Annotated in this window: 15 protein-coding genes; 6 read left to right on the forward strand and 9 right to left on the reverse strand. The window is 46.6% G+C overall.

Annotated elements, in window-relative coordinates:
* Positions 1 to 110 precede the first annotated feature (110 nt).
* From pgl to apaG, 3 genes are read left to right on the forward strand one after another with little or no spacing between them, the layout of a single operon-like run.
* The gene (pgl, locus tag B3S93_RS03140) at positions 111 to 821 is read left to right on the forward strand and encodes a 6-phosphogluconolactonase (RefSeq protein WP_292353643.1); all 711 of its coding nucleotides are present in this window, start codon (positions 111 to 113) and stop codon (positions 819 to 821) included.
* A 1-nt stretch (position 822) separates the two neighbouring features.
* Positions 823 to 1,803, forward strand: a complete 981-nt coding sequence (glk, locus tag B3S93_RS03145) for a glucokinase (protein WP_292400133.1) — start codon at positions 823 to 825, stop codon at positions 1,801 to 1,803.
* The gene (gene apaG / locus B3S93_RS03150) at positions 1,793 to 2,173 is read left to right on the forward strand and encodes a Co2+/Mg2+ efflux protein ApaG (protein WP_014708098.1); all 381 of its coding nucleotides are present in this window, start codon (positions 1,793 to 1,795) and stop codon (positions 2,171 to 2,173) included. The genes glk and apaG overlap by 11 nt, the downstream gene beginning before the upstream one ends.
* 9 nt (positions 2,174 to 2,182) lie before the next feature.
* Here the strand turns inward: apaG and B3S93_RS03155 are convergent, their stop codons facing one another.
* On the reverse strand, positions 2,183 to 3,043 hold the full coding sequence (locus tag B3S93_RS03155; RefSeq protein ID WP_292400131.1) for a pentapeptide repeat-containing protein: 861 nt from the start codon (positions 3,041 to 3,043) through the stop codon (positions 2,183 to 2,185).
* Between the two features lie 63 nt (positions 3,044 to 3,106).
* On the opposite strand from B3S93_RS03155, the gene B3S93_RS03160 reads away from it, so the two are divergent.
* From B3S93_RS03160 to B3S93_RS03170, 3 genes are all read left to right on the forward strand, one after another.
* Complete coding sequence (locus B3S93_RS03160; RefSeq protein ID WP_292400128.1) at positions 3,107 to 4,675, forward strand: flagellar hook-length control protein FliK; 1,569 nt, start codon at positions 3,107 to 3,109, stop codon at positions 4,673 to 4,675.
* Positions 4,672 to 4,950: an EscU/YscU/HrcU family type III secretion system export apparatus switch protein gene (locus tag B3S93_RS03165; protein WP_292400125.1), complete on the forward strand. Its 279-nt coding sequence runs from the start codon at positions 4,672 to 4,674 to the stop codon at positions 4,948 to 4,950. The genes B3S93_RS03160 and B3S93_RS03165 overlap by 4 nt, the downstream gene beginning before the upstream one ends.
* A 212-nt stretch (positions 4,951 to 5,162) precedes the next feature.
* Complete coding sequence (locus B3S93_RS03170; protein WP_292400123.1) at positions 5,163 to 6,974, forward strand: putative bifunctional diguanylate cyclase/phosphodiesterase; 1,812 nt, start codon at positions 5,163 to 5,165, stop codon at positions 6,972 to 6,974.
* On the opposite strand, the gene B3S93_RS03175 is transcribed toward B3S93_RS03170, so the two are convergent.
* The 8 genes from B3S93_RS03175 to B3S93_RS03210 all read right to left on the reverse strand — a co-directional run bounded on the left by B3S93_RS03175 (position 6,971) and on the right by B3S93_RS03210 (position 12,211).
* Complete coding sequence (locus B3S93_RS03175) at positions 6,971 to 7,357, reverse strand: DUF2802 domain-containing protein (RefSeq protein ID WP_292400120.1); 387 nt, start codon at positions 7,355 to 7,357, stop codon at positions 6,971 to 6,973. The two genes, B3S93_RS03170 and B3S93_RS03175, sit on opposite strands and share 4 nt — an antisense overlap.
* Positions 7,358 to 7,375: 18 nt before the next feature.
* Entirely contained in the window at positions 7,376 to 7,558 is a 183-nt protein-coding gene (locus B3S93_RS03180) for a hypothetical protein (protein WP_292353649.1), read from the reverse strand.
* A 6-nt stretch (positions 7,559 to 7,564) separates the two neighbouring features.
* The gene (locus B3S93_RS03185; protein ID WP_292353650.1) at positions 7,565 to 8,044 is read right to left on the reverse strand and encodes a chemotaxis protein CheW; all 480 of its coding nucleotides are present in this window, start codon (positions 8,042 to 8,044) and stop codon (positions 7,565 to 7,567) included.
* Positions 8,045 to 8,145: 101 nt separating this feature from the next.
* Complete coding sequence (locus B3S93_RS03190) at positions 8,146 to 8,727, reverse strand: chemotaxis protein CheW (protein WP_292400117.1); 582 nt, start codon at positions 8,725 to 8,727, stop codon at positions 8,146 to 8,148.
* Positions 8,720 to 9,517 (reverse strand): ParA family protein, encoded by a 798-nt coding sequence (locus B3S93_RS03195; protein ID WP_292353652.1) that lies wholly within the window; start codon positions 9,515 to 9,517, stop codon positions 8,720 to 8,722. The genes B3S93_RS03190 and B3S93_RS03195 overlap by 8 nt, the downstream gene beginning before the upstream one ends.
* Complete coding sequence (gene motD, locus B3S93_RS03200) at positions 9,514 to 10,425, reverse strand: flagellar motor protein MotD (protein WP_292400114.1); 912 nt, start codon at positions 10,423 to 10,425, stop codon at positions 9,514 to 9,516. Before motD ends, B3S93_RS03195 begins: the two co-directional genes overlap by 4 nt.
* Before the next feature lie 4 nt (positions 10,426 to 10,429).
* Positions 10,430 to 11,170 carry a flagellar motor protein gene (locus B3S93_RS03205; protein ID WP_292400111.1) on the reverse strand — a complete coding sequence of 247 codons (741 nt, stop codon included), beginning with the start codon at positions 11,168 to 11,170 and terminating at the stop codon, positions 10,430 to 10,432.
* Between the two features lie 3 nt (positions 11,171 to 11,173).
* The gene (locus B3S93_RS03210; RefSeq protein ID WP_292400109.1) at positions 11,174 to 12,211 is read right to left on the reverse strand and encodes a protein-glutamate methylesterase/protein-glutamine glutaminase; all 1,038 of its coding nucleotides are present in this window, start codon (positions 12,209 to 12,211) and stop codon (positions 11,174 to 11,176) included.
* Positions 12,212 to 12,216 lie beyond the last annotated feature (5 nt).

Below are 12,216 nucleotides of genomic sequence, written 5' to 3' on the forward strand. Positions count from 1 at the left end.
AGTGTTATTTGGCTTGCTGTCGGTGCAGCTTGATTGCTAAATTAGCAGGATTTGACTGACACTGTCAGCTGATTACCGCACAAAAATTATTTTTAATATTGAGGATAGACATGAAAGCTGAACAAAAAATTCTGCCTGATTCTGATACGTTGATCGAGGCTGCTGCCGAACATTTTGTGGTGACCGCCCGTTCAGCCATTGCCAAAAGAGGCGTATTTTATGTTGCGCTTGCCGGTGGTTCGACACCAAAAGGACTGTATCAGAAACTGGCTACTTCACCTTATATCGAACAGATAGATTGGGCAAGAGTGCAGATATTTTTTGGTGATGAGCGCTGTGTGCCGGCCACTCACGATGACAGCAACTTTAAAATGGCCAGACTGGCAATGCTGGATCATTTACCTATCCCGGCTGAGAATGTGCATCGCATGCCTACCGAAAGTGGCGATGCTGCTGAGGTTGCAACTCGTTATGCCAGTACCATCAAAATGGTGATGGAAGATAATCCTTTTGATCTGGTGCTCCTCGGGTTAGGGCCTGATGGTCATATTGCTTCACTGTTTCCAGATACTCCCGCACTGGACGTTACCGATACGCTGACAACCAGTCTGTTTGTGGAGAAATTTCAATCCTGGCGCGTAACATTGACCTATCCGGTAATCAACTCAGCCAGACAGGTGATTGTGTTTATCGCCGGTGAAGCGAAAGCAGATATTGTCAGAGATATTACCAGTGAGGCGGTATCCGGCTTACCGGTTCAGCGGCTCGCGCCGACAGGTGATTATTACTGGTTTATGGACCAGGCTGCTGCGGCACAATAATATGCAAACCTTGTTAGCTGCAGATATCGGCGGTACCAAAACCTTGTTGCAACTCAGTCACCTCGAAGGTGAAATTATTCTGCAACAACGTTTGGAAAATGATGATTATGCTGATTTTGAAAGTCTGCTGACAGCGTTTTTATCTACTGTAGCCGTCGATTTTCTGCCAGTCAGTAGCGCATGTTTTGCCGTGGCAGCACCGTTAAGGGGATGCCGAGTGCAACTGACGAATCGACCCTGGATTATCGATAGCGATAAGCTGAAGCAGCAATTTCCACTTGCTGAGCTTTGCCTGGTCAATGATTTTGCCGCGGTGGGTCATGGTATCGGTGAACTTGAAGAGAATGATCTCATTGTGCTGCAGCAAGGTAAGCCGGAAGCCAAATCATTACGAGCAGTCATTGGTGCAGGTACCGGGTTGGGGCAGGCTATTCTGTCACCTCTCCATAAAAGCTGGCGGGTATGGCCGACAGAAGGCGGCCATACCGACTTTGCTGCTCAGGACACCCAACAGCACGCTTTATTGAATAAACTGTTTGAACAATTTGAGCATGTCTCCTACGAGCGGGTATTATCAGGCTCCGGCCTGGTTATGCTGTACCATTTTATTGCCGAACAGCAAGGTGACAACACGACATTGAATTTAACGGCAGAACAGATAAGTCAGTCTGCTCTGCAAGAAACAGATCCTGCGGCAGTAAAAGCCATGCAGTTATTTATGCAGATTTACGGAGCTCAGGCGGGTAATCTGGCGCTAATGACCTTGCCCAGAGCCGGAATTTTTGTCGCTGGAGGTATTGCGGTAAAGAATCTGGCCTTATTTGAACAGGGCTTTTTCATGCAGTCGTTTCTGGCGAAAGGCAGGATGCGTGGGGTGCTGGAGCAGATACCGGTGTATTTGATCAACAATCCTGATGTGGGACTCCGTGGAGCACGTTTGTTGGCTCGAAAAGCGTTGTATAATGTTGACCATGACCGATAAAAAAAACCACATTATGGTGAACGTTGAAACCACTTACCTGGATCATGAATCTGATCCGGCCAGAGCAAGATATCTTTTTGCCTATACCATTACCATTACCAATGAGGGCGATACGCCAGCGCGGTTATTATCACGTTACTGGAAAATCACTGGTGGCGATGGTCATGAACAGGAAGTGGAAGGTGATGGCGTGGTTGGTCAGCATCCTTATCTGGCGCCAACAGAAACATTTACCTACACCAGTGCGGCGATGCTGGATACCCCAGTCGGTATGATGCAGGGCCATTACAATATGATGGATGACAGTGGCAGCCGCTTTGCGGTCGATATCCCGGCATTCACATTGGCTGCTCCGCAAAAGCTGCATTAATAACCCGGCTTATAAACAGTTTCCAATCGAACCTGCCGCACATATCCGGCCATCTATCCAGATAGCTTTGTCCAATTTTGCATTTTGCAAATCACTGCCCCCCAGTTTGGCATCACGTAAATTGGCAAAACTCAAATCACTGTCGGATAAATTACTGTAAGACAAATCAGCCTGCTGCAGGTTGGCTCCTTTCAAATTGGCCCCCTGTAAATTGGTATAACTCAGGTTACTAAGTGGTAAATCTGCATAGCTTAAGTCAGTCCCAACCAAATCAGCATTCATCATATTTGACATGGCGAGTCCGCTGTTGCGAAGGTTGGCTCCCGTTAACGTGGCTGAAGGGATGTCCAAGCCGGGTTTCAGACAGTTTTCCCAATTCACCAACGGGGCTGGAGCAGTGTCGCAATCTGCTTCAGAAATATTCGAAGGGGTTGGGAATGAAATCGCACCTATAAATACACCCGTTAAAATCACACTGATAATAAATATCGGCCAAAAACGGGCAGGACGTTCCGGTTTGAGTCTTTTTAATAATTCACTGCGCTGTTGGCGCTGCTGAATTAAAAAGTCCGGTTCCTGTTTGCGTCGCTGTTGCCGACGCATTTCACGTTCGGCTTCGGTAAGCGGCTGTTCATTGCGCCTATCAAAACCATCACGTTCATCAATGGGTAATGGAGGGGGGATGACCGGGTCAACAGTGTCCAGTGCGATGATATCGCCCAACGGTTGCCAGTATTTCTGATCAGTGCTGACTTCCGTTTGAGCATTAATTCTGCCCAATTGCAGGTTACTTTTCAGCAGGGCCTTTGTGAAAGGGCCACTGATGGTCTTATCCTGGCGTGTATACCATTTTGTACTGAATTTATTCATTGACCGGTCTTTGGCAACAAGTTGGTTGCTATACTAGCATTGTGTTTAATGCTGGGTGAATTCATGCAAATACCTCAGACCTCACAGGCTGCTCAGGTCACTGTTACGGAAACTGCAAGTCGCACACTGCCACTTTCCCCCGGCCAGGTTGCGCAAGCGGTGGTGGTCTCAGCAGGTAAAGCCGGTGAAAATGTTGATATTCAACTGGCGGGAAAAATCGTCACCATTCAGTCTGGTGTGGATTTGCAACGTGGTCAGACTATCGAGCTACAGCGGTCTGATAGCGGTGATAAAGCGGCGCTTAAACTGATTTCGGTGGCAGCCGTTCCTCCCGTTACAACCGATCTGCGGCCGGGGCAAACGTTGTTGGCTGAGGTCATTAAGTTGCTACCCCAGCAATCCATCTTGCTGGCGCTACAGCAATCCGGAAAGTTATCTGTTCCCCTGGAATTGGATATCAGCAGACTAAGTTCCAGCTTTAAACCCGGTCAGCAGCTTTTAGTGCAAATTCTCAGTAACTCACCGTTAAGCGTGGCTTTACAAACTCCCAATCAAACTTCCTCAGAAACCATGGTTTCCCAACAACGTCGGTTAATGCCAATGGTTTTAGCTCAACCACCGCAATTACAAAATGTTATCAATGCGTTACCTGAATTGAAAAACATGGTGCCGGTGCAAAATGCTGTGAGCCAGCTTTGGCAAAATATCCGGGAATTACAGACTGTCCAGCAACCTGCCAATTTACAGCAGGCCATTCAGCAGTCTGGCGTATTTCTGGAACGACAGTTACTGCAGCCCAATCCGAGTTTAACTGGAGACTTTAAAGCCAATTTACTGAAACTGGCTGCAGCGCTGGAAGGGCAGATCCGGCAGACAGCAAATGGCCAAATCAATGCTCAGAATCTTCCGGCGGAAATTCGAACTGCACTGATAAATCTGCTCAATCAGCCAGCGGCTTTACAGCAATTGCCATCTCATATAACCAGTGCTTTACTGGCTGGCGGGCAGACGCCAGCGCAGTTGCTCACCACGCTTCTGGCTGGACAAGGTTCTGTTGGCGCGACTGTCACAACTAATCAACCGATGAGTTCTTCAAATGCACCTGTTCAACAAATTGCTCAGAATGCCCAATTTCAGGCTGGCGTTACCGAGTTGGCCAGATTGCAGGTGTTATTGCGTGAAGTGGAAACGGCGCTTGCCAGAGTGCAGATGAACCAACTGAACATGGTAAGGGAGGCGGATAGCCCCACCCAACAGCAGGTCTGGTTAATGGATGTGCCACTCAGGGATAAACAACAGTTACAGTGGATGCAGTTACAGTTTCAGCAGGGGACCAAACAGAACCAGCAAGATGAAGAACAATGGCAGGTCACACTTAATCTGGAAACGCAAAATCTTGGCAAACTGCGGGCTTCGATAGGTTTGCAATCAACTGTCGTCAGTGTGGCATTAACGGCAGAAGATCCCAAAGCGGTAGCCTTGCTGGAGGAAAATATCGATTTATTACGTGAAAAACTAGCGGCACTTGATTTACAGGTACAGCAATTAAGTTGTCACTGTGCCCCGGTGGAATGGTTAACGCCGCTGACACAGACTGCTACCTCTGATGCATTAGTGGATATTTCGGTATGAAACAGCAGACGCAGCCATTACGAGCAATTGCACTGCATTATGATGGTGATAATGCCCCGACAGTGACCGCCAGTGGTGAGGGCGATATTGCCGCTGAAATTATCCGCATTGCCAAACAGCACAATATTCCGCTTCGTGAAGATGCAGCGTTAGCGGACATGCTTAAAGATATGCAGCTGGGTGAAGCGATACCCGAAGCTTTATATCGGGTAATCGCTGAAGTGATAGCCTATGCCTATATTGTTTCAGGAAAGTTTCCCAAAGAAAAAGGTTAAATTCCTTTATCAATTCATCTATATCGAACCATTATCATTGAGCTCATATAGGCTAAATTTCTTCAATACTTTATAAATCGCATTATAAAAATCACATTAAGTATTGATTTTAAAATATAAAACCGCTATTTTCATCTGCATGTATCTCTAAAACCGGTCAAAAGTAACCGCATACAGAACAGATGAATAAACTGCTAACAATTGAGTCACAGGTGTCAAAGACATCCGAGCAGAGCCTGACGGCGCCAGTATCTGCTGCGGAAGTTAATGATTTACTGGCGGCACGAATTCTGATTAGCGGGACACGCGTTTCTGATCTGGCTTTTCTGCAAACCATGTTGTCACTTAGTGGATTTACTAACATCACCAGTGCCAATGGCCAAGAAAAGCTGATGCAAGTACTGCGCAAGAATATTAATGATGATCAATGTGATATTGATTTAATTATTCTGGATTGTCGTCTGGGTGAATGTAATGCCCGTGAACTGCGTCTGAAACTGGATCAGTTTGATGAATGGCGGCGCATTCCAGTTATTGCCCTGACCGAAAAATCCCAATGGAACCATAACCAATTATTAACGGATTTGGGGCATGGGGTGACGTCGCTTTTATATCGGCCGCTTACTGCTGAATCATTGCCGCCTGCAGTTATGACAACGCTGGCTACCAAGCGCGAACGTGATCATTACTATCTCCGCCAACAACAGATTGAAGACGAAAATGCCCAGCTACGGGTGATGGAAGCTCGACTGCAATTTTCAGTAAATCATGATGATTTGACTGGTCTGGCAAACCGGCGTCGGCTTGAACAGGCACTTGAAATTACTTTAACGCAGGTGCGGAATTTCCATACCAGTAGTGCGGTGTTTTATATTGATCTGGATAGCTTCAAAGTTCTTAACGACGCTGAGGGTCATGAGGCGGGTGATAGCCTACTGGTACAGGTTGCGAATTCGTTGCGGGGATTTTTTAAAGTCCGCGACACACTGGTTCGAATCGGTTCTGATGAGTTTGCGGTATTAGTCGATACCATCGATCCGGAAACCGCCGTAGCGCGGGCAGAAGGTTTGCGAGACCTGTTTGATGGCTACAGTTTTACTTTCCATGATCATCAATATCATTTATCTGCCAGTATCGGTGTTAAATGTATTTCCGAAGCGGATGCCTCGACAGTAGGTGAAATTCTGTCGCATGCCAATCAGGCCTGTTATACCGCCAAAAAACGTGGACGCAATCGTGTGCATGTATACAGCCCGGCAGATCGTGAGATGTATGCATTAAGACACAGTGTCAAATGGGCGCCCAGAATTCGTGCGGCATTGAAACAAGAAAAATTTGTTCTGGAATTTCAGCCCATCTACTCGCTCAAAGAGAGAAAAATCAACCATTACGAATGTTTGATTCGAATGCGTGGACAGGGCGACAAACTCTATTACCCACAGGATTTTATTCCCGTTGCTGAGGCCATGGGGTTAATTCACCAGATTGATTTGTGGGTGGTTAATCATGCATTTGAATTGCTGACACACATACCGAGTGATACGGCACTGGCGGTTAATTTGTCAGGCAATATTTTCCTCGATCAGAATTTATATCCTCTGGTGGAACGCAAACTGCTGGAAACCGGTGCCGATCCTTCGCGTCTGGTCTTTGAAATTACTGAGACGTCAGCGATATCCAATTTTGAACAAACCAAACAGATGGTGGATCGTCTGCGAAATTTGGGGTGCCGCTTCGCACTGGATGACTTTGGTGCCGGTTTCAACTCTTACAGCTATTTAAAACATTTCCCGGTAGATATATTGAAAATTGATGGTGGGTTTATCACCAATTTACATAATGATCCGGTGGATCAATTATTGGTGAAATCAATGATTGATATCTCACACAGTCTCGGCAAAAAAACGGTAGCTGAGTTTGTTGAGGACAGGGAAACTTTGAAGATGTTGCAGGAATTCGGTGTGGACTTTGTCCAAGGTTATTTAATTGGTAAGCCGCAACGAGCGTTGCCTAATAAATCCTAGTGTAAATCGGTTACGGACTGACGCTGTATCCCATGCAGACGGGTAATCAACAATGCTTCTTCCTCACTCAGGTTGCAATTATCAATAAGCTGATTGATATCAACACCTTTTCTTGCCAGGCGAATGGCATGCTCGTAACTTTGTTGTTGAGGCTGTCCCAAATCCATACTGTTTTGCTGCTCACGTATTTTCATCAGGGTTTGTTCAAAGCGAACAATTCGTTCATCCGAACCCACTGCAGCACTGCATAAAGCAGATAACTGTTGCTGCAGAGCACTGATTTGGTTGGCCTGAGAGCGGCTCAATCGAAAGAAACGGTAGCTGGTGACCAGTAGCACAATCCCCAGCAATCCCACCAAACTGTATAAGCCGTATAACATCATGATATATCTCCTGAGATATCACACATATTCATCAATAATGCCGGTTTTAGGAGGCCGCTTTGGCTGTTTATTTTCTTTTTCATTATCTTCGACATGATTATCGTCCTGCTCGTTCTGTTTATGGCGACGTTTTTCATCTGCAGGAACATCCACTCTTGTTGTAGGAACAAGTGGTTGAGCAGGATGAATTTCGTCAGCCATGTCACATTAGAAACTGGCGATATCAGCGATTTCGTCATCATTCAGCAGTTTATTGACGTCAACCAGAATCAATAACGTTTTATCTCGGTTACATACGCCTTGAATAAAACGAGAACTGTCATCACTGCTGACATTAGGCGCAGTGTCAATTTCTGATTGATGTAAATAAACGACCTCAGCGACGCTGTCGACTAACATGCCAATAACGTTACCACTGACTTCGGCAATAATAATTCGCGAATCTTCGTCAGCTTCACGGGAGGGCAGACCAAACCGCTTGCGAGTATCAATGACGGTTACCACATTACCGCGTAGATTGATGATACCCAGCACATAATCAGGTGCTCCAGGTACTGGAGCTATTTCAGTTGGGCGTAATACTTCCTGCACCTGCATCACATTGATGCCATAGACTTCCTGTTCCAAATGGTAGGTAACCCATTGTAGAATCGGATCACTCCCGGCCTGATTATCTTGCTCGCTCATGGTTTTTTCCTTATTCAAAAAATTGACCAACCTTAATCTGCCAATTTTATGACGCTATTTATATATATTCATCAAAGCACAGTTTGTGCCAATTTTATTGGCTAACGTATTATTTTTAACAGCTCGGGTAACGAAATAATACTACTCAGAGGAGACATTAACATACCCGCCAGCCAGGGTCTCTGACCTGGTTCTCGCCGCCAACGCACATTATCACCCTCGAGCTTGACCACATGACGTATCACTGAAACCGCCAATCCCAATTGTTTATTGTCTACTAATAATATGTATCGGTTGTTATCTGAATTACTTGATTGATTGGTGATCAATGTCGTCAAATCAATTACTTGGGTATGCTGTTGAGGCCGACTTAAGGTGCCAACAACATAGCTTGGATGCCCTGGAATTTGCGACAACCCATCGTCTGGCCAGTTTTCAATGCCATCCAGTTCATCCAGACTCAATGCAAGCTGCATTCCCGCCACCTCGAATAATAATGCCTGCGTATGTTTGTCAGGCGAATTTTCGATGTCGGCGAAGCTTTCGGGTTCGGCGACAGGAAGTGTCTGGTCTATCTCAGCAGCTACCTGTTCAAGCGTTTCCGGTTCACTGTCCAGCAATAACTCCTGCAGATAAGCTGCTAACGCCTGTTTTGGTTCTTTTATTTGTGTTGGCTTAGACATTCTTATCTGACTTTGCCACTGCTGCGGCTTTGGTGAGTTTCTTCATTAGACGTTCATACGCCATGCTGCCCCGACTTTCAGGATTGAGTGCTGGCAGGGGAATGCCTGATTTGCTGGCATCACGAAATTGCGTATCTATTGGAATCGCATCCTGCCAAAGGTTATCTTCATAGTCTTTTTGCATTTTTTGCAATGTCTGGGTGCCAGCCCGAGTACGACGATCATACATGGTCGGCACAATCAGATACGGCAGCTTGTGCTGACGGGAATGGTTGATCAAGTGTAGCGTGTGCAACATGCGTTCTAGCCCTTTTAAGGCCAGAAATTCAGTCTGGACCGGTATTAACAGCTCATCACATGCAGCCAGAGCATTCACCATCAACACTCCCAGCATTGGCGGGCAGTCAATCAGTACATATTCAAAACGGTCTTTGAGTTGCTGTAGGGTTTTTTGTATCACTAAACCTTTACCACTTTGAATGCCCAGCTGGCGATCCAGTGTCGCCATCGCAGTTGCAGCCGGTAATATGTACATATTTTCCTGACTGGTTTTCTTCAATGTTTTGAATATGGCGTTCAGTGGTTGCTGTTCAGCATGTTGGAATAGGGTATAGATACTGTTTTCGATATTGTCCGGATCAAAACCAAAATAAGTGGTTAATGAACCATGTGGATCCATATCCAGCAACAGCGTTGAATGGCCCTTCAACGCCAGATGGCTGGCAAGACTCACCACCGTAGTGGTCTTGCCTACGCCACCTTTCTGATTGGCGATCGCCCAGACCGTCATGGAGATGCTTCACCATTATTGGCGGGCATCATCAACGGCGATGACAAGGTGTCAGTAATGGGAGTACTTGAGTTTTCTGGCTCTGTTGCAGAGCGATTAAATTGATCAAACACTTCAAGTGTCCTCCGGCTTTCCGAGCTGCCCAGAATAACCAGAACAACCCGACGGTTTTTTTGGCGGCCCAATTCCGTTTCATTATTAGCTATCGGTTTGAATTCTCCATACCCAATAGCTGACATTCGTCCCGGCTCAATGCCAAAACGATCCAGTAAATTTACCACGCTGGCAGCCCTGGCTGCTGACAACTCCCAGTTTGACGGAAATCTTGGCGTATTGATCGGTTGATCATCGGTAAACCCTTCAACCTGCAGAGGATTGGCAACGGGTGCCAGTACATCCGCAATCTGACCAATCACTGGCACGGCCTCACGTGCTAAACGCGCATCGCCGCTGGCAAACAGAAAATTGGAATTGATTTCTACCTCCAGCCAGTCTTCAGTTTGTTTGATACTGACATCTTCATTTGTAATCAAATCGGCCAGTGCACTGCTGAGTTGCTGCGAAATATCATTAATTGTCCGTATGCTCTGCTCGGAAACGGGTGGGCGTTCTTTGGGAAGTTCGGGTAATTCAATTTCAAAATCCGGAAGTTCTGGTTTACCCGGTGAAGCTACTCGTTCGCCTTGTCCGCGGCTGACTTCGCCGATCTGAATGGGGTCTTCACTGCGGGTTGGTTGTGAGAACACGCTTTCCAGTGTCTCTGATAGCACCCTGTATTTACCTTCATTAACTGAAGAAATGGAATACATCACCACAAAAAACGCAAACAGCAGGGTGATAAAGTCAGCATAGGAAACCAGCCAGCGTTCATGGTTTTCGTGTTCTTCATGACGCTTTCTCCGGGCCATAGGATTAACCCAGATATGCCTGCAAACGGCTTTCGATATTGCGTGGATTGTCACCATCAGCCACACTGATCAAGCCATCAATTAACATCATTTGTAATTGGGTGCGGCGTTGTACCAACGTCTTGAGTTTATTCCCCATTGGTAAAAACAATAGGTTAGCCAGCCCGACACCATAAATGGTGGCAACAAAAGCCACGGCAATGCCTGATCCAAGTGAGGAAGGATCTGCCAGATTTCCCATGACGTGAATTAACCCTAACACCGCACCAATGATACCGATGGTGGGTGAATAACCTCCCATGGCTTCATAGACTTTAGCAGCCTGCAGATCATTGTTCTCCATGATATCCAGATCGGTCTCCAGAATCTCACGAATGATTTCCGGCTCGGCACCATCAGCAATGAGTTGCAGACCTTTTTGGGTAAAGATATCGGTTTCTTCCATAGCCATAGCCTCAAGGCGAAGTAACCCCTCACGTCGGGCGATTTGATTCCAGTCAAGAATCTTTTCCAGTAAACGTTTGGCCGATTGCTGAGGGGGCTTGAATATCCATACGGTCATTTTCAATGCACGCAAAAATGTATTCATCGGCGTCTGTAGCATTACGGCACCCAGTGTACCGCCCAATACAATTAATAAGGCCACCGCATTAAGAATGGTATCGAGATGCCCGCCTTCCAGATACTGACCGACAATAATGGCACCAAACCCAATCAGTAAGCCCAGGATGCTAAGGATATCCATAGCTTATTTAAGCGCCGTCAGTAGTTTACCGATTTCAGCGAGGCTGAGAATTTTATCAGCCACGCCTGCCTTGGCGACGGCCATTGGCATACCATAGATAGTACTGGACTGTTGATCCTGAGCCCACACGGTTGAGCCTTTCTGATGCATTTTTATCGCCCCATCACAGCCATCAGCCCCCATACCGGTAAGGATTATCGTCAAGGTCTGTGCTGGACAAATCTGGGCAACAGATTCCAGTGTGACATCTATACAGGGGCGATATGTTGCATTTTCGGGGCCAGCCTCGACCTGCAGATAAAGCTGTCCTCTACGGCCTTTCAACATCAATTGTTGTCCACCCGGAGCAAGGTAAGCCACTCCTGGTTTTAAGGAATCATTCTGCTGAGCTTCTTTGATTTTGATATGACACTGGGAATTCAGTCGTTCAGCAAAAGAGGGGGTAAACGTTGCAGGCATGTGCTGCAATAGAATAATCGGAAACGGAAATTCCGCTGGCAACTGGGACAATACACTTTGCAAAGCAACAGGCCCACCGGTTGAGGTGCCGATAACCACCAGTTCAATTTTTTTCTTTTCAAGTGGCGTTATGGTGACCGGTGATTCTGACGTTTTGATGGCTGTGGTATGTTTTTCAGGCTTTGAGTGTGTTGCCAGAAAATTGATACGGTCACATAATTTTTGCCGGGCGCTGGCTTTGTCCTGCGCAAGATCTTCAAAACGTTTTGGCAGAAAGTCCATCGCCCCGGCATCTAATGCCTCTAGTGTTGCTTTGGCGCCGTCCGTGGTCCAGGTGGAAAGCATAAGCACCGGGGTAGGGCGACGGCGCATGATTTTTTTTACTGCCCCAATGCCATCCAATACAGGCATTTCCAAATCCATGGTAATAACATCGGGTCTGTAGCGAGATACCAGTTCGACGGCTTCCACACCATCAGCGGCACTGGCGATAACTTCAAGCCGAGGATCGGCATTAATGATTTCAGTCAGTCGCCGGCGAAAAAAAGCTGAATCATCAACAATCAGTACCTTAACAGTCACAAATA

Source organism: Methylophaga sp. UBA3613, from assembly GCF_002375415.1.
Taxonomy (GTDB): Bacteria; Pseudomonadota; Gammaproteobacteria; order Nitrosococcales; family Methylophagaceae; genus Methylophaga.

Coding starts and splice junctions, on each gene's coding strand:
- pgl (WP_292353643.1), top strand. CDS start 111: ATGAAAGCTGAACAAAAAATTCTGCCTGATTCTGATACGTTGATCGAG.
- glk (WP_292400133.1), top strand. CDS start 823: ATGCAAACCTTGTTAGCTGCAGATATCGGCGGTACCAAAACCTTGTTG.
- apaG (WP_014708098.1), top strand. CDS start 1,793: ATGACCGATAAAAAAAACCACATTATGGTGAACGTTGAAACCACTTAC.
- B3S93_RS03155 (WP_292400131.1), bottom strand. CDS start 3,043: ATGAATAAATTCAGTACAAAATGGTATACACGCCAGGATAAGACCATC.
- B3S93_RS03160 (WP_292400128.1), top strand. CDS start 3,107: ATGCAAATACCTCAGACCTCACAGGCTGCTCAGGTCACTGTTACGGAA.
- B3S93_RS03165 (WP_292400125.1), top strand. CDS start 4,672: ATGAAACAGCAGACGCAGCCATTACGAGCAATTGCACTGCATTATGAT.
- B3S93_RS03175 (WP_292400120.1), bottom strand. CDS start 7,357: ATGATGTTATACGGCTTATACAGTTTGGTGGGATTGCTGGGGATTGTG.
- B3S93_RS03180 (WP_292353649.1), bottom strand. CDS start 7,558: ATGGCTGACGAAATTCATCCTGCTCAACCACTTGTTCCTACAACAAGA.
- B3S93_RS03185 (WP_292353650.1), bottom strand. CDS start 8,044: ATGAGCGAGCAAGATAATCAGGCCGGGAGTGATCCGATTCTACAATGG.
- B3S93_RS03190 (WP_292400117.1), bottom strand. CDS start 8,727: ATGTCTAAGCCAACACAAATAAAAGAACCAAAACAGGCGTTAGCAGCT.
- B3S93_RS03195 (WP_292353652.1), bottom strand. CDS start 9,517: ATGACGGTCTGGGCGATCGCCAATCAGAAAGGTGGCGTAGGCAAGACC.
- motD (WP_292400114.1), bottom strand. CDS start 10,425: ATGGCCCGGAGAAAGCGTCATGAAGAACACGAAAACCATGAACGCTGG.
- B3S93_RS03205 (WP_292400111.1), bottom strand. CDS start 11,170: ATGGATATCCTTAGCATCCTGGGCTTACTGATTGGGTTTGGTGCCATT.